Annotated in this window: 21 protein-coding genes and 2 CRISPR repeat arrays; of the genes, 4 read left to right on the plus strand and 17 right to left on the minus strand. The window is 38.7% G+C overall.

The annotated features are described in order from the left end of the window. Positions 1–23: 23 nt before the first annotated feature. The 4 genes from A9Y75_RS12040 to A9Y75_RS12055 all read right to left on the minus strand — a co-directional run bounded on the left by A9Y75_RS12040 (position 24) and on the right by A9Y75_RS12055 (position 3,833). On the minus strand, positions 24–1,064 hold the full coding sequence (locus A9Y75_RS12040) for a 3-deoxy-7-phosphoheptulonate synthase (RefSeq protein ID WP_071189805.1): 1,041 nt from the start codon (positions 1,062–1,064) through the stop codon (positions 24–26). Positions 1,065–1,596: 532 nt separating this feature from the next. Next, positions 1,597–1,974, minus strand: coding sequence for a DUF1823 family protein (locus A9Y75_RS12045; RefSeq protein ID WP_071189806.1), 378 nt, complete (start codon positions 1,972–1,974; stop codon positions 1,597–1,599). Between the two features lie 306 nt (positions 1,975–2,280). After that, complete coding sequence (locus A9Y75_RS12050; RefSeq protein ID WP_071189807.1) at positions 2,281–2,724, minus strand: hypothetical protein; 444 nt, start codon at positions 2,722–2,724, stop codon at positions 2,281–2,283. Between the two features lie 323 nt (positions 2,725–3,047). Continuing rightward, a complete protein-coding gene (locus A9Y75_RS12055; RefSeq protein ID WP_071189808.1) occupies positions 3,048–3,833 on the minus strand; it encodes a dienelactone hydrolase family protein in 786 nt (261 codons plus the stop codon). A gap of 233 nt (positions 3,834–4,066) precedes the next feature. On the opposite strand from A9Y75_RS12055, the gene A9Y75_RS12060 reads away from it, so the two are divergent. Further along, positions 4,067–6,172: a M3 family metallopeptidase gene (locus tag A9Y75_RS12060; protein ID WP_071189809.1), complete on the plus strand. Its 2,106-nt coding sequence runs from the start codon at positions 4,067–4,069 to the stop codon at positions 6,170–6,172. Between the two features lie 175 nt (positions 6,173–6,347). Here A9Y75_RS12060 and A9Y75_RS12065 read toward each other — a convergent pair whose 3' ends face one another. Both A9Y75_RS12065 and A9Y75_RS29575 read right to left on the minus strand, forming a co-directional pair. Next, positions 6,348–6,917: a carbonic anhydrase gene (locus A9Y75_RS12065; RefSeq protein ID WP_071189810.1), complete on the minus strand. Its 570-nt coding sequence runs from the start codon at positions 6,915–6,917 to the stop codon at positions 6,348–6,350. A 75-nt stretch (positions 6,918–6,992) separates the two neighbouring features. Further along, the gene (locus A9Y75_RS29575; RefSeq protein WP_177176166.1) at positions 6,993–7,217 is read right to left on the minus strand and encodes a hypothetical protein; all 225 of its coding nucleotides are present in this window, start codon (positions 7,215–7,217) and stop codon (positions 6,993–6,995) included. A gap of 552 nt (positions 7,218–7,769) precedes the next feature. On the opposite strand from A9Y75_RS29575, the gene A9Y75_RS12070 reads away from it, so the two are divergent. Further along, positions 7,770–8,621: a universal stress protein gene (locus tag A9Y75_RS12070; RefSeq protein WP_071189811.1), complete on the plus strand. Its 852-nt coding sequence runs from the start codon at positions 7,770–7,772 to the stop codon at positions 8,619–8,621. A gap of 252 nt (positions 8,622–8,873) precedes the next feature. On the opposite strand, the gene psbM is transcribed toward A9Y75_RS12070, so the two are convergent. The 4 genes from psbM to tgt all read right to left on the minus strand — a co-directional run bounded on the left by psbM (position 8,874) and on the right by tgt (position 11,274). Next, positions 8,874–8,990, minus strand: coding sequence for a photosystem II reaction center protein PsbM (gene psbM, locus A9Y75_RS26425; RefSeq protein ID WP_083389570.1), 117 nt, complete (start codon positions 8,988–8,990; stop codon positions 8,874–8,876). A gap of 290 nt (positions 8,991–9,280) precedes the next feature. Beyond that, positions 9,281–9,577, minus strand: a complete 297-nt coding sequence (locus A9Y75_RS12075; protein WP_071190129.1) for a 2Fe-2S iron-sulfur cluster-binding protein — start codon at positions 9,575–9,577, stop codon at positions 9,281–9,283. A 292-nt stretch (positions 9,578–9,869) separates the two neighbouring features. Further along, on the minus strand, positions 9,870–10,007 hold the full coding sequence (locus tag A9Y75_RS12080; protein ID WP_010995059.1) for a photosystem II reaction center protein K: 138 nt from the start codon (positions 10,005–10,007) through the stop codon (positions 9,870–9,872). A gap of 139 nt (positions 10,008–10,146) precedes the next feature. Next, entirely contained in the window at positions 10,147–11,274 is a 1,128-nt protein-coding gene (gene tgt / locus A9Y75_RS12085; RefSeq protein WP_071189812.1) for a tRNA guanosine(34) transglycosylase Tgt, read from the minus strand. A gap of 6 nt (positions 11,275–11,280) precedes the next feature. Between tgt and A9Y75_RS29580 the strand changes: the two genes are divergently transcribed. Beyond that, complete coding sequence (locus A9Y75_RS29580) at positions 11,281–11,613, plus strand: hypothetical protein (protein ID WP_236721388.1); 333 nt, start codon at positions 11,281–11,283, stop codon at positions 11,611–11,613. Positions 11,614–11,618: 5 nt separating this feature from the next. Continuing rightward, a CRISPR array of direct repeats spans positions 11,619–12,045; the repeat unit is 37 nt; unit sequence GTTTCAATCCCTAATAGGGAGTAATAGAAATTGCAAT. Positions 12,046–12,204: 159 nt separating this feature from the next. Here the strand turns inward: A9Y75_RS29580 and A9Y75_RS12095 are convergent. After that, positions 12,205–12,657: a hypothetical protein gene (locus A9Y75_RS12095; RefSeq protein WP_071189813.1), complete on the minus strand. Its 453-nt coding sequence runs from the start codon at positions 12,655–12,657 to the stop codon at positions 12,205–12,207. Between the two features lie 377 nt (positions 12,658–13,034). Here A9Y75_RS12095 and cobS point away from each other — a divergent pair, with 377 nt between their 5' ends. After that, positions 13,035–13,811, plus strand: coding sequence for an adenosylcobinamide-GDP ribazoletransferase (gene cobS, locus A9Y75_RS12100; RefSeq protein WP_071190131.1), 777 nt, complete (start codon positions 13,035–13,037; stop codon positions 13,809–13,811). A 189-nt stretch (positions 13,812–14,000) separates the two neighbouring features. Next, positions 14,001–16,900: a CRISPR direct-repeat array (repeat unit 37 nt; unit sequence GTTTCAATCCCTAATAGGGAGTAATAGAAATTGCAAT). A gap of 226 nt (positions 16,901–17,126) precedes the next feature. Here cobS and cas2 read toward each other — a convergent pair. The 6 genes from cas2 to cas5d all read right to left on the minus strand — a co-directional run bounded on the left by cas2 (position 17,127) and on the right by cas5d (position 21,529). Beyond that, positions 17,127–17,399 carry a CRISPR-associated endonuclease Cas2 gene (gene cas2, locus A9Y75_RS12105; RefSeq protein WP_071189814.1) on the minus strand — a complete coding sequence of 91 codons (273 nt, stop codon included), beginning with the start codon at positions 17,397–17,399 and terminating at the stop codon, positions 17,127–17,129. Between the two features lie 247 nt (positions 17,400–17,646). Continuing rightward, positions 17,647–18,651, minus strand: a complete 1,005-nt coding sequence (cas1d, locus tag A9Y75_RS12110; RefSeq protein ID WP_071189815.1) for a type I-D CRISPR-associated endonuclease Cas1d — start codon at positions 18,649–18,651, stop codon at positions 17,647–17,649. A 190-nt stretch (positions 18,652–18,841) separates the two neighbouring features. Next, positions 18,842–19,495, minus strand: coding sequence for a CRISPR-associated protein Cas4 (cas4, locus tag A9Y75_RS12115; protein WP_071189816.1), 654 nt, complete (start codon positions 19,493–19,495; stop codon positions 18,842–18,844). Positions 19,496–19,525: 30 nt separating this feature from the next. After that, on the minus strand, positions 19,526–19,894 hold the full coding sequence (locus tag A9Y75_RS12120) for a four helix bundle protein (protein WP_071189817.1): 369 nt from the start codon (positions 19,892–19,894) through the stop codon (positions 19,526–19,528). A 62-nt stretch (positions 19,895–19,956) separates the two neighbouring features. After that, positions 19,957–20,775, minus strand: a complete 819-nt coding sequence (gene cas6, locus A9Y75_RS12125) for a CRISPR-associated endoribonuclease Cas6 (RefSeq protein ID WP_071189818.1) — start codon at positions 20,773–20,775, stop codon at positions 19,957–19,959. Between the two features lie 46 nt (positions 20,776–20,821). Continuing rightward, complete coding sequence (cas5d, locus tag A9Y75_RS12130) at positions 20,822–21,529, minus strand: type I-D CRISPR-associated protein Cas5/Csc1 (protein ID WP_071189819.1); 708 nt, start codon at positions 21,527–21,529, stop codon at positions 20,822–20,824. Positions 21,530–21,573 lie beyond the last annotated feature (44 nt).

Below are 21,573 nucleotides of genomic sequence, written 5' to 3' on the forward strand. Positions count from 1 at the left end.
GCGTCTCTGCTATATTTCGTTTGCTAAAGTTTGGCGTGAGCAGCCAAAATGATTTTTTCTGTTTCTTCCCAATTAATACATTTGTCAGTTACTGAAACTCCATATTGTAATTCTTCTCGTTTGCCGGTAATCGGTTGATTTCCTTCATATAAATTGGACTCTAGCATCATCCCGACTATGGAGGTATTACCATCTACTATTTGCTGAATTACATTTTCTAAGACCACAGGTTGTAATCTGTAATCTTTGTTTGTGTTGCCATGACTACAATCAATCACGATTCTGGGTGGTAAATTTGCTGCTTTTAATTCTTCTTCTACCAGTTTGATATTTTCTATATCAAAGTTAGGCTGACTTCCACCACGCAAAATTACATGGCCATGGGCATTACCTCTAGTTTGAAATACGCTTACCTGTCCTTTTTGATTAATTCCTAAAAAATTATGTGGTTCTTTAGCTGATTTTAAGGCATTTAAAGCGACGTGAATATTACCATCAGTCCCATTTTTAAAGCCTACAGGCATAGACAGTCCACTAGCCATTTCTCTGTGGGTTTGTGATTCAGTTGTGCGTGCGCCAATTGCTGACCAAGCAACTAGTTCACTAATATATTGAGGGATAATAGGATCAAGGGCTTCTGTGGCAGTTGGTAATCCTAATTCGGCAAGTTTCAATAACAGGTTACGGGCAATTAATATACCATGTTCAACATGAAAAGAATCATCCATATCTGGGTCATTAATTAATCCTTTCCAGCCTACAGTGGTTCGGGGTTTTTCAAAATAAACCCGCATGATTAATAGCAGTTTATCTTGAACCTTTTCTGCTAAATTCTTCAACCTTTCAGCATATTCAATCGCCGCTTTTGGATCATGTATTGAACAAGGACCAACGACGATAAATTTTCGGCTATCTTGGAAATCAAGAATATGTTCTATTTCTTGTCGAAATTTCAAAATTGTCTGTTCAGCATACTTAGTTAAAGGTAATTTAGCCTTAACTTCATTCGGAGTTAATAAGACGTGAGAACTTTTAATGTTAGTGTTAATTAATTTGTTGATCATGACGCAAATCTCTTGATTTGTTTAATGCTATTTATTCTGTAAACGATTACTATACACATTTTTAATAAAAAATACAAGCTTAAGCTATATAGCAATCGGAAATGATCTGTGAGAAAATATGTTGCTTATTACCTACTTTCATGCTCTTGAGGAGACGCTAGACAAAGGAAGGTGTAGTATCAATTCACTTAATTAAAGCGTAAGGATTCAGCTATAGAATCTAGATCCCCGACTTCTTCTGTAATTGTGTTAAGAAATTATAATTAATGGTAAGAAGTCGGGGATCTTGCCCAACGTTTTATTAAATTACCTGACTTCTTACATTAAAGCTACAAATGAATCTCCTCGTCTCCGCCTCAGAGCGTCTGTTCATTTCCTCCTGAAAGTGAAACGTTATAGCGTCTACCAGAGCATAAGTATGGCTACGCCAGCTATTACAAATCAACCGTTATTTATTAATACCATATCCCATAATTTTGAAAATCAATCAAACAGCAGATATAGGAATCCGGTTTGATTTATTTTCGCCTACTTACTCAATTTTTCCAGTGGTAATGAGCATATAACTCAATAACCAATTTGCTGCTGTCGCCCTACGAGTTTGTCGTGGACCAAATTCACCAATTTTGTAACCTTTGAAACCGAGTTTTTCTTTGAGTAGTTGTTTGTTTTCTTGGGGAATGGAACGAGTCAATTTCATGGTTGCGGGGCGAGACTCAAGAAAATCAGTTGGTTCTGAATACTCATCTCGCCATGTCGGTGCTACTTGACTGGTATTCCATTTTTTAGTTGTAGAATCGTAGCGATAACCTAAGTGATACCATACTAATTGGTTGACGGTAGCATCATCAATTGTATCGTTGATAATTGCCCAAATTGTCTCTGTGTTAAGTTCTGGTAAGTTAGACATAAGCCAATTACAATTTATCAGTTGTCGTCTGCAAAATAACTACTAGTACCGCAGGACGGAAATTAAAAATTAAAAATTAAAACATCAAAAAGCAGATTAAACAAGCTTTTCAAGAATTTTTAATAGTTGGTTGACGGTTGTCGTTGTGTACTAGTGAATTGTAGTGAAAAATAATAGTGAAATAGTGAAAAAAATTTCACTACCTGGATGTATTCTTCAAGACAGGAATGATTTTATCTTGTTGTCAATCGGCTGAAAGATTTATCTGCTACAACTTTCAGATGTTCTGACTATAACTTCTCTCACCTATAAAGCAATTGTTAAGTCTTTGAATAAAGTAAAAAGTTCTACGCAAAGAGAAGTTACTTGATCAGCAGCTATTTTATCAGATGTCACCCATCCGCTATAAACCCAATTCCCACAATAGTTGTAATAGGCATCTATGTGAGATTCTTTGTCCCAAATAGAGTGAAACTCTATATGATCCAACTTGTAAGGGGCCGTAAAGCTAAAACTACCATCTTCAGAGGATTGTTGCCAAAAGCATACATTCACCACTGCGTCAATCAATCCCTCCGCTTGAGGTATTAAAATTTTAAACCCTTCAAACATTTTACTAGAGCATATTTCCGCCTCGGTAGTATTGTCTGGGAAATATTTTTTGACAATTTCCGACATTTTTACCAGATACTGGCGAACTTCAAAGTTTTTAAGTAATACTTTTTCACAATCCGATAAATTTTTCTGCATTATTTTGTGTCCTTGTAAGAGTTTTTACTAAGCGCTTTTTTGTTATGTTTAGTTTGTAAGATTGATTAAAATATTGTGGTTTTTATTTTTAAAATACTTCCACAAGAATTATTATTATATAGGTAAACTGCCAATCTTGAATACTAGACAAGTTTATGCAAAATTCCATACCACTACCAACAGGGAGAGACACGGAGACCCTCTGACCGAAGAGGACGCGGGGACACGGGGACACGGTGAAAATCTCTCCGCGTCACCGCGTCTTCCCCTCACCTCGTCCTCTTTGGTCACCTGCAATATTAAAGATTTTTAGCGAAAGATTTTTAGCGAAAGATTTCTGCAAAAAACTGCCGCATAGCCTTCCAAGAACGTTGTTCTGCAATTGGATTATAAAGTGAGCCTTGAGGATCATTTTTGGCTTCTGGGTTGGTGAAAGAATGAACTGCACCACCGTAAGAGATTAATTGCCAGTCCACATTTGCCTGACGCATTTCGTTTTCAAAGCCTTTGAGTTGCTCTTCAGGCACAAAGGGATCATCAGCACCATGTAAAACTAATACCTTAGATTTAATATTTTTGGCATCACTGGGGTTAGGGGTATCGAGGTTGCCATGAAAACTGACTACACCCTGAATATTTGCACCACTGCGGGCTAATTCTAATACTGTACCACCACCGAAGCAGTAACCAATAGCAGCGATGCGTTTAGGGTCAGTTAACGGATAGTTTTGTAAAACTTGTAACCCAGCTGTTGCTCTTTGACGCAATAATTTTCTATCCTGGCGATAAATTGTCGCTTGGGTTCCCGACTCCTGTTGATTTTTTGGTCTTATACCCTTGCCATAGATATCAGCCGCAAAAGCAACATATCCCAACTTGGCTAATTGCTCAGTCCGTTTTTTGGTAAAAGACTGTAAGCCAGTCCAATCGTGAACTACTAAAACCCCAGGACGCTTAACCTTGATAGCATCGTCATAAGCTAAATAACCTTCTAGAATGGTATTACCTTGCTTATACTCAATATTTTGTGTTCTAATTGCTGCTAATACATCACCAGCAGTCAACAACATAATAACAGGTGTAAATAAAACAGAAAGCAAAATTTTCATGACGCTGTAAATACTAAAATACTTATTATGGTTGATTATCCCTACAAAACTGACAAAAATAACAATAATGTCTGACTTTGACTACAAAAATTATGCTTCTGCTAGGTTGTAGATTTTGATGAATTCATAAGACTGCCATTCCAGCCAGTCCAAATGGTGTAGTGACAGTACATTATTAGTTATATAAATAAAAATCATTGTTCCGTCTATTTATCGGCTACTAACACAAAACCATGAGTGCAACTGCTACTATTTCTCAAAGTTCCCTAATTCAAGGCTGTGGTTTACCTCTGTTTGCAGAGATTACACCGGAGCAAGTAGAACCAGCCTTCAGGCATCTGTTAGCAGACCTGGAGCAGCAACTAGCTATATTAGAAGCTAATGTCCAACCTACCTGGAGCGGTTTAGTAGAACCTCTAGAAAAGTTGACAGAAAGGCTGCACTGGAGTTGGGGAATACTGAACCATTTGATGGGGGTTAAAAATAGCCCAGAACTACGTATATCCTATGAAAAGGTTCAGCCGCAAGTAGTGCAGTTTATTAACACCCTTGGTCAAAGCAAACCTATCTACAAGGCTTTTAAAGCCCTACGCGCTAGTGATACCTGGGAAACCTTAGAATCAGCCCAGCAGCGTATTGTCGAAGCAGCTATTCGGGATGCAAAATTGTCTGGTGTCGGCTTAGAAGGATTAGCTCGAGAACGTTTCAATGCTATTCAGATGCAGTTAGCAGATTTGTCTACAAAGTTTTCTAATCATCTTCTGGATGCTACTACAGCTTTTAGCTTAATTCTCACAACCAAAGCAGAAATAGAAGGTTTACCTAGCAGCTTAATCAGTCTGGCGGCCCAAGCTGCTCGTGCTGCTGGAGAAGAAAACGCCACTCCAGAAAATGGCCCTTGGCACATTACTTTGGATTTTCCTAGCTATTTCCCCTTCATGCAACACAGCAACCGCCGAGATTTGCGTGAAAAGGTTTACAAGGCGTATATTACCCGTGCGTCGTTTGGGGAATTAGATAACAGCCCTTTAATTGAAAGTATTTTAGAGTTGCGACAAGAACTGGCAGAGTTAATTGGCTTTGAAAATTTTGCCGAACTGAGTTTAGCTAGTAAGATGGCGAAAAATGTCCCAGCAGTAGAAAAGTTGTTAGAAGAACTACGTCAAGCTAGTTATCATGCGGCTGTCAAAGACTTAGAAGCACTGAAAGCTTTTGCCAAAACCAAGGGAGCAGCAGAAGCCGAGAATTTACAACATTGGGATATCAGCTTTTGGGCAGAACGTCAACGAGAAGCGAAATTTGCTTTTACTGAGGAAGAATTACGTCCTTACTTCCCGCTTCCCCAAGTGTTAGATGGGTTATTTGGACTCGTGAAGCGGTTGTTTGGTGTAACAGTCACTCCGGCAGATGGTCAAGCCCCAGTTTGGCATGAGGATGTGCGTTATTTCCAAATTGCTGATAAAAATGGTTCTCCCATTGCTTACTTTTATCTAGATCCTTATAGCCGTCCTGCTGAAAAGCGTGGTGGTGCTTGGATGGATGTTTGTATTCATCGCCGCAAAATCACAGAAAATGGTGTCACGAGCATCCGCTTACCTGTAGCATATTTGATTTGTAACCAAACTCCTCCAGTTGATGGCAAGCCTAGCTTAATGACTTTCGATGAAGTCGAAACATTGTTTCACGAATTTGGACATGGTTTGCATCATATGCTTACCAAAGTTGACTATACGGGAGCCGCAGGCATTAATAATGTCGAGTGGGATGCAGTGGAATTACCTAGTCAGTTTATGGAAAACTGGTGTTATGACCGCCAGACTTTGTTTGGTATGGCTAAACACTACCAAACAGGTGAACCACTGCCAGAGCATTACTACCAAAAGTTGTTAGCAGCACGTAATTACATGAGTGGTTCGGCTATGTTGCGGCAAATTCACCTCAGCAGCGTTGATTTGGAGCTACACTACCGCTATCGTCCTGGTAGTCAAGAAACTCCGGTAGATGTACGTCATCGCATTGCTAAAACAACTACGGTTTTACCACCATTACCCGAAGATGGGTTTTTATGTGCATTCGGTCACATTTTTGAAGGTGGTTATGCAGCAGGTTACTACAGCTATAAGTGGGCGGAAGTTCTCAGTGCTGATGCGTTTGCGGCTTTTGAAGAAGCTGGACTAGAAGATGAAGAAGCAATACACATTACTGGTAGACGCTACCGAGATACAGTGTTAGCACTGGGCGGTAGTAAGCACCCAATGGAAGTTTTTCAAGCCTTCCGGGGTAGGGAACCAAGTACTACTGCGCTGCTAAAACATAATGGTTTATTGGCTGTGGTTTAAAGGTAAGCAAACCCAACATTGACTAAGTTTTTGTTGGGTTGCACTATTTGTAATTCGTAATTCATAATTCGTAATTCGTAATTCGTAATTTGTAATTCGTAATTCGTAATAATGCCTCCGGTACTCTGCGCGTTGGCGTTAGCACTACGTATATTTCAGAAATCAAATATTATTTCTATATCTGATTTTCAAGTGTTGGTAGAATAGGTTGGAATTCAGCTTTGTTGAGAGTCGCCAAATAAAGTTCAACATCAATATCAGGATAGCGATTGCGAATTAACCAATAAGCTCGATTTAAATAATCTGTATGTACTTGCAACTCTCGCTCTGGATCTTTGCTTAAATTAGAGTCAATCATCATTGCATAAGCTCCGCAATCTTGATGATCAATCACAATCACTTTCTGAATATGATGTAGTCGATAGGATATATCTAGCTGATCCCAAAATGCTTCAGCATCAGATGGGTGGGGAAAACCTGTTATAGCTAGGGAAGCACCTGCTAAAGCTGTCCAATCATACTCACCCCATAAATTTTTTCTGCTTAAAAAATAGCGTTCTGCTGTCATAAACCGAAAGTCAATACAACTAAGAACTAAAGCTTTTGTTTGATGAGTTTCGGCTCTAGCGGGTGCTGCTGATTGTAAAATACTAAATGCTACTGCTCCGGGAAGGAGAGATGTGAGAAAATGACGACGACTTACCAAGGGAGGGCAACAAAGACATTGATTTGTTGTTTTGTTCATGTTCTATTAATAATATTATTTAGGAATACAGCACTTCCCGGTGTTATGAGGTACAAGAACCCCACCCCCAACCCGCTAAGAGCAAGCGATGAGGGGGCTAAGATGTACTTCATAAGAGCGGAAACTGCTGTAGCATTCCCAGTCTGGAGACTGGGAACGAGATAAATGTGATTTAGGAGTAGGGGTAAAGTGCAATGCTAAACCCCTAAAAAAGTGATTATAAACAATATTTAAAGTAACTAGGCTCACCGGATATTTTAGTATTTCTTTAGCTTCAAAGTCTTGCAGATACTTTAGCACGGTTTCAATTTAGTGGGTGATATCTCGGCTTCAAGTCTGTATCAATTGTACCATTAGTTAATGAAATTTCTGAGTTAACCTCAAACTAAGTTCAGGGGTAATTGTAGACATTCCATAAACTAAGTTCAGGGGTAATTGTAGACATTCCATTAAAAATCTTGTATTGATTGGATAACTGATATGATCTATCCTTAATTTTTCTTAGCATTACTTAACGAAGTTCTAATTAAAAAATATGAACATAAATTAAAAATAATAATTAACATCATATTTCGTAAAGTTTATTAGGCTAGATTGAGAGTATGCTTAATACAATGAAAGCCTAGTTGCAATTTTAAGTAACTAAGTGCAAACAAACTTAAAGATTCATTAGTTTTTGGCTCATTGGTTAGTTTTAGTAGTACTAACTAAAGACTCATAACTAATCACTAAGATCGGAAGTTAATTTGTGCCTATTTACTGACTAGGTTGTAGAGCAAAGTGGAGAACATCCGTTCTGATGCTCAGTACTAGCAGCGAAACCCCAAGAAACCTTAAGAACAATTACGGAAGATGATAGAAAAAATTTTGCTGGCTGTCTCTGGACTGGGACACGCAGAAGAAATGCTCAAGACATTGAAAGAATTGCCTTCGATCCAATCTGCAAAAGTTACCGTTCTGCACGTTGTATCGCCACAAAGCACTGCTGCGGCAATGACAGATAAATGGGAAGAAGGTGGCAAGATTCTGGCTAATGCAATTCAGTCTTTGAACTTAGATCCTAGTCAGGTTTCTTCGATTTTACGACAAGGTGATCCCAAAGATGTAGTTTGTCAAGTAGCTGAAGAAATGGATGCGGACTTGATTATCATGGGTTCACGAGGACTCAAGCGACTACAATCGATTTTATCAAACTCAGTCAGCCAGTATGTTTTTCAATTGTCTTCTCGTCCCATGTTGCTGGTTAAAGATGACATTTATGTCAAAAGAATTAAGCGTGCTATGGTGGCTATAGATAATTCTGAAGCAGCTACAAATTGCTTGAATTTAGCTTTGTTTTTGTTGCGTGGTGTTACAGGTGGCCAGTTAATTTTGGCTAACGTCAATACAGATTTGGGCGGCAAATTATCAGGAATCACTGATATCAAGCCAGAAAAAAATTCAGTTTTGGGACTTGCAGTTGCAGAAGCTGACAAACAAAATGTTGCGGTTCGTTGTGTAAGCAGTAGTGGCAAACCTGGGGAAGAAATTTGCCGTTTAGCTGAAGAACTGAATGTAGATTTATTATTGCTGGGTTCTCCAGATCGTCGTCCATCTATTGCTAAGAGTTTTGTGGATCTAGACAGACTGATTGGTGCTTCTTTGTCGGACTATGTTCGAGTTAATGCGACTTGTCCTGTATTGTTAGCACGGACGGATGCATAAATGGGTAATGGGGAGCAAGATTCTCCGATGAAAGGATGAACAGGATGGATTTGAGAATGATGAAGATTAATCCTGTATCCCTGAGGAGAGTCTTAACCATTCATCCTGAAGTTCTGATTGGTAATTGGGGAAAAGGTAATTGGTAATACTTTCTCCTATTATCAATCCACGATCCAAAATTCATATCGGTGGTTGATAAATAAAAACCCCAGCACTAAAAGTGTCAGGGTTTTTTCTTTTATTACTCAAGTATTAACTATCTTTTCCACCTTCACGGCTGGCAGTTTGGATGTAAAGTATGATTAAAAACACGGCAGGAACTAGAACGAACAAAATGCTCGCTACGAACCCCAACTCATTAACTTGCATGGCAAGATCGCCTCTCTTTGATTTCCAGTCAACAATTTTAGAATAGCATCATCGATGACAGGGTTTGCTGAAATTTTCTGTTTTGGTCAGTAGTTATTGGTTATTAGTCATTGGCTAAGGGACTTCCAAATAAAAAAGTCCCCAATTTGTAGGGTGGGTTACGCTGCGCTAACCCACCATTACTATCCCCTAAATTTATGGTGGGTTACGGACTACCTAACCCACCCTACGATTTTTGGGTAATTTATTTTTTGGTGTTCCCTAAAATGCTGAACTCCTCAACTGCTTACTTAAGGCTTGGTAACAACACTGACAGCGCCATTAACTAGGGTTTGACAAGCAAGGCGGTAATTATCGGGCTTTTTTTTGAATTTTTGGTTTTCTACATCGGTGCGGGGTGAGAGGTTCTCCAGTCCTTCGACTACTTCAACGACGCAAGTAGCACATTGCCCATTACCGTTACAATTCGTCACCTTAGCCAAGAATTTATAGATATCAATGCCATTTTCCATTGCTTTAATCCGAAGATTAGCACCATCTGCTGCCACTATTTCTTTATTTTCTTTGACAAATTTAATGTTTCCCATAGCTGATTCCTCGCTGAGTGTAAGTGTAAGTCTGGCTTTGTGTTGATTAAGGTTGATACATAAGACGAATTGCAAAAGGTTGTTTTGCAAGGGTAGGGGAAAGGGTAAAAGAAACTTCTCCACCTTTCTCCTACCTTCCGTTTTTTCTGACTTCAGTAATTTGTCTATTATCCTAGTTAATTATAGTAATTTATTGCAAAATATTAATAAATATCAATTTTCGCTAAGATAATGGGACAAAAAAATAGGACAGGTGTATGTTTCCTGTCCAAAAAATTAAGAATAGATTGGTCTACCTGAAACCTACGGCTGCTTGCCAAACAAAAGCGAGCAACAAGAAGAAGACAGGAATTATTGGGAGAACATCCACCAAGGGGTCGAAGATTTGGTAAGCTTCAGGCAGTTTTGCTAATAAAAGTGCTGCTTCCATGTTTGTTTAAATCCACCTAATCCAACACAGCTTTCATATTTGAGATGTATCTTAACATGGTTTGGTGATTGGCAATTGGTAATTGGCGATTGCTAATTAATTAATTAATTAATTATTTTTCCCCAACGTCCCTTTTTCCTTAAACTTCTGTCTGCTCGACTTCTGGAGTTGTCAGCCAGTGTCCAAAGTCTTCGACAAAGCGATCGCTCAAAATTGATGCCCGAATCTTTTGGGTAAAGCGAATCAGTTCGGTGATGTTGTGAATACTCAACAAGGTATAGGCTAAGATTTCTTGCGATCGCACTAAATGTGATATGTATGCACGACTAAAATTTACACAAGCATAACAAGGGCAAGTTTCATCTAAGGGCGTAAAATCTTCACGAAACTTAGCATTTTTTAAATTCCAACGTTCACCGGATACGATAGCTGTTCCATGTCGCGCCCATCTGGTGGGAATCACACAGTCGAATAAATCGACACCACTAGCGATCGCAATGGCCATTTCTCGATAAGTACCCACACCCATCAAATAACGGGGCTTATCAACTGGTAACAACGGCGCTGTGGTTTGGACAATTTGCGCCATCAGTTCGGTTGGTTCACCCACACTTACCCCACCAATGGCATATCCTGGCATATCTAGTTTTGCTAAAGCTTCCGCAGCCTGGACGCGCAAATCCAAATACACTCCCCCCTGGACAATGGGAAACAAAGCTTGATCACTGCGTTTGTGGGCGACTATACAGCGTTCTAGCCAGCGATAAGTACGGTCTGTGGCGGCTTCTACTTCTTGACGAGTTGCGGGATAGGGAGGACATTCATCAAAAGCCATGATCACATCCGCCCCTAAAATATTCTGTATTTCAATAGAGCGTTCTGGGGTTAATTTAATCATCTGCCCGTCATGAGGTGAGCGAAAAGTTACACCTTCTTCTGTAATTTTTCGCATCTCACTTAAGCTAAAGACTTGGAAACCACCGGAATCTGTGAGCATGGGACCATTCCAGCCCATGAACTTATGTAGTCCACCGCCTCCTGCAACTATTGCTTCTCCCGGTTGGAGGTGCAAATGATAGGTATTAGATAAAACCATCTGCGCCCCTGTATCTTTAAGTTGAGCGGGGGTGATGGTTTTGACATTTGCCAGCGTTCCTACAGGCATAAATCGGGGAGTTTCGACTTCCCCGTGAGGTGTGTAAAATACTCCGGCTCTGGCTTTAGTATGGCTACAGGTAGCTAGAGATTCAAAGGAAAAATTGGTCATTGGTCATTGGTCATTGGTCATTGGTCATTGGTCATTGGTCATTGGTCATTGGTCATTGGTCATTGGTCATTGGTCATTGGTCATTGGTCATTGGTCATTGGTCATTGGTCATTGGTCATTGGTCATTGGTCATTGGTCATTGGTCATTGGTCATTGGTCATTGGTCATTGGTCATTGGTCATTGGTCATTGGTCATTGGTCATTGGTCATTGGTCATTGGTCATTGGTCATTGGTCATTGGTCATTGGTCATTGGTCATTGGTCATTGGTCATTGGTCATTGGTCATTGGTCATTGGTCATTGGTCATTGGTCATTGGTCATTGGTCATTGGTCATTAGTCATTGAAATCCCCTCTGTTTCAATCCCTAATAGGGAGTAATAGAAATTGCAATCCCATTGGTACATTAAGAGTGCCGAGGAAATCCCCTCTGTTTCAATCCCTAATAGGGAGTAATAGAAATTGCAATCCCATTGGTACATTAAGAGTGCCGAGGAAATCCCCTCTGTTTCAATCCCTAATAGGGAGTAATAGAAATTGCAATCCCATTGGTACATTAAGAGTGCCGAGGAAATCCCCTCTGTTTCAATCCCTAATAGGGAGTAATAGAAATTGCAATCCCATTGGTACATTAAGAGTGCCGAGGAAATCCCCTCTGTTTCAATCCCTAATAGGGAGTAATAGAAATTGCAATATCTGTTAGGCGATCGCTCTATTTCCAAAGTGCGAGGCAAAGTTTCAATCCCTAATAGGGAGTAATAGAAATTGCAATGTTGTATGATAGATTGGTCATTAGTCATTAGTCATTGGTCTTTGGCGTAATATAGTGCCTACGGTCTCGCTAGGCACTATTACGAATTAGTTAATTCCCAGCCTCTAGGGGTTTAACCCTGCATTATACTACTGCCTGATTGGGTATATGATTTCTAGGTTAGAAGCAATCGGAACAGTCGTCATCAAGTTCTGCATCCCATCTGGCTGATAGTACCTGCTCCATCATGGCTTCTAGGGCAACGACGTTAAAGTGGCGATCGCATCGTTCTTGCAAAGGTATAGATAGGGGAATCAAACGCAAACAGATATTTTCTTGGATTAAATCAAAGTAGGTTTCTTGTTGCGGCGATTGTTTGAGTTCCAGATAGTCAAAACTATAAATATTCAGATACAAGGCTTTGTTAGCGACTAAGGTTGACCTTTGCGGACTGGTAAATACTTCCATCACATCCCCGTCACCCTCGCTGAGTAGCTTGTTGTCTTGGGTGTAAATGTAGTGGACTCGACCTAAATCAGTCAATAATCGTCGGATATCAAGTTTATTGACAATAATGCCAGTATTGACAATGCATGGGGCTGGTATCCTGGTGTCGGGTAGATGATGACTCATAGAGAAATAGCTATTTCGGGATGGTGAGTGACAACACAGCTAAAAAGTCAATCGCGTAGCTTTTTGACTCCCTACATTTCCAAAATATCAAGTTTGTAGGGCGATCGTCCATTAAAGAATCGAAAAGCAAAGCATCCCTGATCAATTTGTGGCTTTTGCTACTACTGGAAATGTTGTATGAGTTGATACCATTGTGGTTGAATAATGATTAAATAAGCATAACAAACTTTTTGTCATGAGTCCGTTAATTAACCTTTGATTAATAAGTACCCAAGCAAAATTAATTGCACATCTTGATTGAAAACAAAAATGTCTGTATTCCTTACCTGTTCCCTGTTCCCTCTCCTAACTATGAAAATTATTTTGCACGACTACTTATGATGAGAATGTTGCAGTGGTGCAAACAGCAACTGTTACAGTTGGTTGCAAGTATAATATTTTATAGTGCTATTCCATTGCCTTATATCAAAGACCTAGAATTTAAGCAAGTAGCCTGTTTTGCTCCTGTTGTGGGGTTGATGATTGGCGGAATTTTAGGTTTATTAGATACGGCAATTAGTTATCTAAATATCTCAGTATTAACTCGTAGTGCCTTAGTAGTCTGTGTTTGGATTGCAATTACGGGGGGGTTACATTTAGATGGAGCAATGGATACAGCGGATGGATTAGCAGTTACAGATCCTGAAAGAAGATTGCAGGTGATGGTAGATAGTGCTACGGGTGCATTTGGGGCGATGGCTGCGATCGCTATCTTACTATTGAAAACGGCTGCGTTGAGTGATTTGTCAGAAAACCGCTATTTGGCGTTGATTGCGGCTTGTGGGTGGGGACGTTGGGGACAACAAGTTGCGATCGCTTTTTATCCTTATTTAAAGCCTACTGGTAAGGGTGCATTTCATAAACAAGCGATTCGTTCTTATAAAGATTTATTACCGTGTTGGTTTTTGCTGCTGGGTTTGAGTGGTTTGGTTTGGTTTATGAATTCCCAGAATTTAGTTTTGGCTATGGGGATAATGATGATTGGAACTGTGATTTCTAGTTCAACGGCTGCTTGGTTTAATCATCAGTTAGGTGGACATACAGGAGATACTTATGGTGCGGTTGTTGAGTGGACTGAAGCTTTATTTTTGTGCGTGCTTACTAGTTTTTTGTGATTTCTGTGCTTAGAGGATGTTTGAAAAGTTGCAAATTATACTCTAAACCCCTCTCCAAACCTCTCCCCCACAGGGAGAGAGGCTTTGATTCTTACTCCCCTTCCCTGGTAGGGAAGGGGTTGGGGGTTAGGTTCTGAGACTTTTGATGTTACCAAAAATACTTTTAAAACATCCTCTTACTCAACTTATGTTTCAATCCCTAATAGGGAGTAATAGAAATTGCAATCTAAGAGTTACGGCTCCCCAGATAGAATAGAATGTTTCGTTTCAATCCCTAATAGGGAGTAATAGAAATTGCAATTATTGAATTGATTAAGCTCATCATTTAAAGCAAAGTTTCAATCCCTAATAGGGAGTAATAGAAATTGCAATTAAATAAACCCATATTAAACCCTCTGGGTGGTGGGTTTCAATCCCTAATAGGGAGTAATAGAAATTGCAATTTCCCGGTGTTTCAACTTGCAGAAAGAGAGGAAGTTTCAATCCCTAATAGGGAGTAATAGAAATTGCAATCCATCACATTATGAAGAATGGCGAAAAAGTGGAGTCGTTTCAATCCCTAATAGGGAGTAATAGAAATTGCAATTTTTGTTGCCACCCAATTCCTACTCGGCTAATATGTTTCAATCCCTAATAGGGAGTAATAGAAATTGCAATACTTAGATAAACAGGAACGAGACATTAAAGAAATTGTTTCAATCCCTAATAGGGAGTAATAGAAATTGCAATTGGTCTAACTGCTACTCATGGTAGAGATTGTACGTTTCAATCCCTAATAGGGAGTAATAGAAATTGCAATCCTAGACAAGAAAGAATAGCGCCTCATAGCTGTATGTTTCAATCCCTAATAGGGAGTAATAGAAATTGCAATCACCCTGACAATTTAATAAAATATTGCCAGATGAATGTTTCAATCCCTAATAGGGAGTAATAGAAATTGCAATGTTGTATGATAGTGATTGTGAACCTCAACGGTAGGAGTGTTTCAATCCCTAATAGGGAGTAATAGAAATTGCAATCTAGAGGAGATGAAAACACGCCTTATCGCGTTGATCAAAGTTTCAATCCCTAATAGGGAGTAATAGAAATTGCAATTCAGATAATCCTAGGAATTCATCATCAAAAGGTAACGTTTCAATCCCTAATAGGGAGTAATAGAAATTGCAATCTACTTTTGCCCACATATCTCACCTACACTAATACGTTTCAATCCCTAATAGGGAGTAATAGAAATTGCAATATCTGTTAGGCGATCGCTCTATTTCCAAAGTGCGAGGCAAAGTTTCAATCCCTAATAGGGAGTAATAGAAATTGCAATCTGATTCTACTTTTGCCCCCCAAGCTAAGGCGAGTTTCAATCCCTAATAGGGAGTAATAGAAATTGCAATCCCATTGGTACATTAAGAGTGCCGAGGAAATCCCCTCTGTTTCAATCCCTAATAGGGAGTAATAGAAATTGCAATATAGTTAAAGCCGAAGCTGCACCCCAAATAATCGAGTTTCAATCCCTAATAGGGAGTAATAGAAATTGCAATACGGGCAGAAGATTGTCATGTTTCCGTTCTCTGGTTTCAATCCCTAATAGGGAGTAATAGAAATTGCAATAATGGTTGCATATCTAAAGCACGGAAGTATAGGTGCTGTTTCAATCCCTAATAGGGAGTAATAGAAATTGCAATCTGAAGAATTCAATGCTGGGAAGGGGTTTAATTGGAAAAGGTTTCAATCCCTAATAGGGAGTAATAGAAATTGCAATGCAGTACTAGATAAGACACCGAATTCATCGATCTCTGTTTCAATCCCTAATAGGGAGTAATAGAAATTGCAATTGAGATTGGTTTGAAATCTCGCGGGGTAATACGAATGTTTCAATCCCTAATAGGGAGTAATAGAAATTGCAATATTTCTCCCCCGCAGCGGTGGCGGTAAAGTAAAAGTGTTTCAATCCCTAATAGGGAGTAATAGAAATTGCAATCAGCGATCGCTTGATTCCTTCGATCAAGTCTTCGTACTTGGTTTCAATCCCTAATAGGGAGTAATAGAAATTGCAATTAAAACCGTTGACCCTAAAGATAAAGTTGAGGGCGTTTCAATCCCTAATAGGGAGTAATAGAAATTGCAATTAAAATCTCTAGAATTAAGGAGTATGCCCGCCTCATCAAGTTTCAATCCCTAATAGGGAGTAATAGAAATTGCAATATCCCACTCGCCTTTACCAGTCATGTAGAGGGACTTGTTTCAATCCCTAATAGGGAGTAATAGAAATTGCAATCTTGCGCTACTTGAAAATCAGTTTTACCTTCATCAAATTTGTTTCAATCCCTAATAGGGAGTAATAGAAATTGCAATTTCTCCATACTTTGGGGCTTGCGCCTGTGTATTCAAGCTTGTTTCAATCCCTAATAGGGAGTAATAGAAATTGCAATCACGAATGTACCGCAATTCAAATACTTTAAATTGATCGTTTCAATCCCTAATAGGGAGTAATAGAAATTGCAATTCCATAATTACCAGAGGGAAAGGTTTCTAGATATTCCCTTGTTTCAATCCCTAATAGGGAGTAATAGAAATTGCAATTATATATACCTAAGCTTTTAATTGAGAGATTTGGTGTTTCAATCCCTAATAGGGAGTAATAGAAATTGCAATCCCCTATTCAAACTAGAAGATGAAGAATTTCAGAAATGGGGTTTCAATCCCTAATAGGGAGTAATAGAAATTGCAATATTTAGGGCAGGAAAGGGAATATCAGCAATTTGAAGTTTCAATCCCTAATAGGGAGTAATAGAAATTGCAATAGCTTGTCGGATGCTGGTGTAATTAATGGCTACTGGGTTTCAATCCCTAATAGGGAGTAATAGAAATTGCAATAAACCAATGAGTAGAAATTGAGTAGCGATTATTTATTTGTTTCAATCCCTAATAGGGAGTAATAGAAATTGCAATAAAATTGGGCATCACAATCCGAATAGGAGAAATAGTTTCAATCCCTAATAGGGAGTAATAGAAATTGCAATTAAAGGACTACCAGGTAAGCCCGGAGATAAAGGTGGTTTCAATCCCTAATAGGGAGTAATAGAAATTGCAATAGCGGGAGGCTGAAAGCCTTTACATATATAGTTTTCAAGGTTCGATTGCGCGAGCAACCTTATCATAGTCCATTTCAGAAAATGTGTCAAGAGAAAAAATAGCTGAAACCCTTGCTGTGTAAGGTGCGCGGGTGCGTGAATCCAGAAAATTAATGAAAGCCTTGTATGAAAGGGATTTCAGGCATTTTTTGAGAAACTGGATTTTTCACACCCACCCCCTCGCGCATTAAGCGAAGAAAATCGTCGTATCAAGGGGTTGTTCACCACCAATTCGTTCCACCTTACCAAAACAGCAAGCACAAAGGAAATAAAAGCGAATGCTGTCAGTATCAGGTTTAATCAGCTTATTGAGGCGCGATCGCAGTTTAGCATACTGAGTATCAGTTAACTGACATTCAAAAATACTATACTGCACCCATTGACCATAGGATTTGAGGATATTGTGAATTTTAGTACGGCGTTTATCCTCAGAAATATCGTAAGAAACAACAACATTCATCAAGGTAATTTTAGATTTTGGATTGGTAATTGGTGATTAACAGGACTTATGCAACTGGCACATTGGGAAGGTGTGGTTCGGCAAGCTCACCAACCACGTCAGATATCAAAAATCTGTTTATTTACTAGATTTATGCAGTCTGACGCACCCTACAATAGATTTCTGGTGTGACACTTGCGTAAGTCCTAATTAAATCAATAATTTATATGTTCTTAAAACTGTCACCTGTCCCCTGTCCCCTTCTCCACTACTTCAAAACCAAAGGTGGATACTTTTCAGTTTCTCCCATTAAGTATTTAGCAAGTAATCTAGCTTGCCATTCAAAAGCTTGTCTATAAGTACATTTACGACCCATAACTGGATGCTTAAACTCCGATTGCTTTTTCCTTTCATACTGTGTTAAAAAGATTTTGCGTCCTTCAGGAGTAAGTGAAACAGCACCGCTTAAAGGTTCAGAGATAAAATCGGCTGGTGTTAATAATTGCTGATTCAAAATTGATAAAACTACAGTGTCCACCACCAAAGGACGAAACTCCTCCATTAAATCTAGAGGTAAAGAAGGTCTATTATAGCGATCGTAATGCAAGTATCCTAAATATGGATCAAAACCCACAATATTCACAGCACCTTGCACATCATGACGCAACAAAGAATAACCAAAACTCAATAAAGAGTTTACCGGATCTGTCGCAGGACGACGCACACGTTTAGTAAAAGAAAATTCAGGATTACGAATCAATTGATTGAAACAACCAAAATAAGCAGCACTTCCCGCGCCTTCTAAACCACGCAAAGAATTGATATTATGAGTTGAATCAATGGGAGCAATTGCTTGTTCAATCCGAGTGATATATTTAGATAAATCAACATCATTAGATTCACGTTGACGACGCATTAACATCTGACGGTAATTTTTCAACTTTCCCCTCACAAAACCTTGTACCGCATGAATAGATTGGGGAGACTCACCCGCAGCTTGCCATTGTGCCTTGCGAATGAAAATATTACCAGTCATTTCTGGTTCTAAACGTCCTAAATAATGACCCCTTTCATCAATAAAAGAAAGAGGAATATGACGAGTCATCAATTCAAAAACAACAGCCGGTGAAACAGTTGCACGTCCCAAAACAACCACATCTTTAAGATGAATAAACGGGATATCTTGAAGTATCTTCTTTTCAAATTTCACATGAATTCGTTCATCAACCTTCCCGATAAAAGAATCATTTTGTGTAACGTAAAGAGTCCCCATAATTAATCCTTTTTTTGTATTTACTTCTCGTTCCCAGACTCCGGCTGGGAATGCAGTTAAGAGGCTCTGCCTCGCTTAATTAGTCATGAATGTAGGCAGAGCCTACAAGTAATGTATTCCCTGTCAGAGCCAGGAAACGAGAAAAGAGTTTTAGAGATATTTTGGTTTTTTTGCATCAATTAAAAACCAATCAATTTGCCTCTTGATAACGACTAACTTTATCAACAGCTTGAGGCAAACATTGAGAATAAAGACTACAACCATCACAGCGTTTTGTTTTTACAGCTTTAGGCATTGCACCTGTAAATAACAACATTTGAACAGCTTCAATAGTTGCGATGGTACTTGCTCGTAATTCCGGCGTAATTTCTACTAATTTGCGTTGATGAGTTTGAGCATAATAGATATAACCAGTATTGATATTTTTCCCCGTCATTTCCTCTAAACACAAAGCTTGAGCGCAAACTTGTAACTCATCATTATCCCATTCTCCTTTACGTCCACGTTTATATTCAATTGGATAAAATTCACCATTTTCAAATTCAATCAAATCAGATTTTCCAATAAGTTGATATTGATCAGATTTGAGATAAATTGCTCGTATCTGCCAAGTTTCATCACGGTTTACTTCTCCCACAGTGTGAACTCGTTCATGTAAACTTGTGCCTTCGATAGTGTATTGATTATCAATAAACTCACCAGCACAATGAATCCGCCAACAACGATGAGGACAGTAGGAATATTGATTTAATGAGGCAATATTAACGTAATCATCAGAAGAGGTGACAGGGAACAGGTGACAGGTGACAGTAGAAAGAGAATTACCTGTATTTGGATTATTCATGACAAGTGATGTTATTTAAATTTTGATAATTCAGGGGTTATTTAATATTCGATAACGAAGAGATGTGAGCATTTTACTAATTTCAGTAATTAGAGACAATGTAGAATTGGCTTGTTCTAAAGTTAGATAATTTAACCTAATTGCCAGCATTAAAAAAGTTTCTGTTTCCATTAATGAACCTTTAGCTATAGATAAAAAATGTGCAAAGTCATTTTTAGTTGTCCCTCGTGCATGACCTTCTGCAATATTGGCTGGAACAGGTACTGCCGCACGAGTAATTTGTGACGTAAGACGATAATTTTCTATGGATGGAAATAACGTTGATAATTGATAAATTTGAACTACCATATCCATTGATTTCTGCCAAACAATTAAATCTCGGTGTGATTCAATCTTCATAAATAACTCCTCTTCTCTTCTTACTTCTTACTTCTTTCCTGTCACCTGTCACCTGTTCCCTGTCACCTTCTTCTAACCATGCCCATTCCCATTGTTGTTTTACGTCCTATTCCTGCATATAAAGCAAAATTAGCTAAGGCGTTAATTTGCTTAATTCCTGTTGTTTCCAGATTACCGAGAATGCGATAATTAATTTCACCTAAACAACCAATAAATTTATTTTCATAGTTGCTAATAACTTCAGTTTTGATATTAAAAGCACTAGGATAAATAGATTCGATGGGAATATTTGCTAATTCAATACTGCTATATTTATTCCACCGATTCAGCAGACTATTAAATACAGATTCTCGTGTTGGCAAAACATTATCAAATGCACCTTGACGAAAAGCTACAGGTGTAGAAAAGATGAAATTCAGATTGCGTTCTTGCTCACTTGCTTGTTGATAAAGTTGATGATAACTACAAGCATTAGCCCAAGGTTGGGTAGATTGGGGAGTACCTTGAATGCTGGTAATATATAAATTAGCTGAACCTAAATGCCAAGGTTGTTCAGGGTTAATATTTAACCATAAAGGTGTGAGTTGACTAAATAAATTATCATTTAATAAAGAAATCCGCCACCAACAGGAAGTACCTGCGGGAATAGGGTTTTGATGAGCATATTGTAAAATAGGAGATTGAGTTTTATTTCTGTTTTGTATTTGTAATGGTGAGAGAGTAAAGGCTTTATCGGCGTTTGATTCGTGTAGGTAGTCTCCTAATTTTCTATCAACAGAACTCACGAGATTAAGGAATAAGGCGTGGTAATGTCTGCCGGTGAGGAAATTGGGGTAAATAGGAGATTGAGGGGTGATGTTGAGGATGAGACTGTGGGGCATGGTTAATAATTAAAAGTAGGGTGGGCAATTGCCCACCGATTAAATTTTAAGCACGAAAACGGTATTGCATTTGTTTGGGAAGTTTTACATTTTTGATATCATCAAAATAGTAATATTCTCCTTGCATTTGCACATTTTGAATGAGGCTAACTGGAGGCATATTTACCACATCATAACTAATGACTTGATTGCTAAACATGACATCCAAGGGATTTAAAGGATGAGTACAGGTGAATAAATCAGTTTTTGTTTTTGGTTGTGGTAATTTCTCAATGGTTAATTCTGCTTTACTCATCCATTTACCTAAACGAATCCATTTTGGTAATTTGATTTCTTTTTGAGAGATGAAAAAAAACTCAAATTGACTTTCCGGTGCAATTTCCTTTGCTCGTCCAAAACTGGGAATGTTCTTTTGGGTTTTCTCCATTTCTACATGGTAGTTATTATTGGCATATTTCCATGTATTGAGAATAGCAGTGTGATGCAAAGAACGCGCAGGAGTTATATAGATTCCCTGTTCATTTAAAGGAGTTAAATGTGCTTCATATTTTGGTACTTGTTCGGGGCAGAAATAGCGATAGGAATCTTCTTCAGCAACGGTTGTTGAATAGACAAGACTATCAACTAAACCGAGTGCATAACAGAGGGCGTAATTGTGAATTATTGGCTCTGTTTCGTATAGTCTGCCGATTTCACGGGTGGCAAAATAGAGGCTGTCGTGTAGTTCTAATTGACAACGGTAGATAATATTCATGGTGGTGATGATGGGGTATAGATCCCCGACTTCTTTAAGAAGTC

It is taken from the genome of Trichormus sp. NMC-1, from assembly GCF_001858025.1.
Classification (GTDB): domain Bacteria; phylum Cyanobacteriota; class Cyanobacteriia; order Cyanobacteriales; family Nostocaceae; genus Anabaena.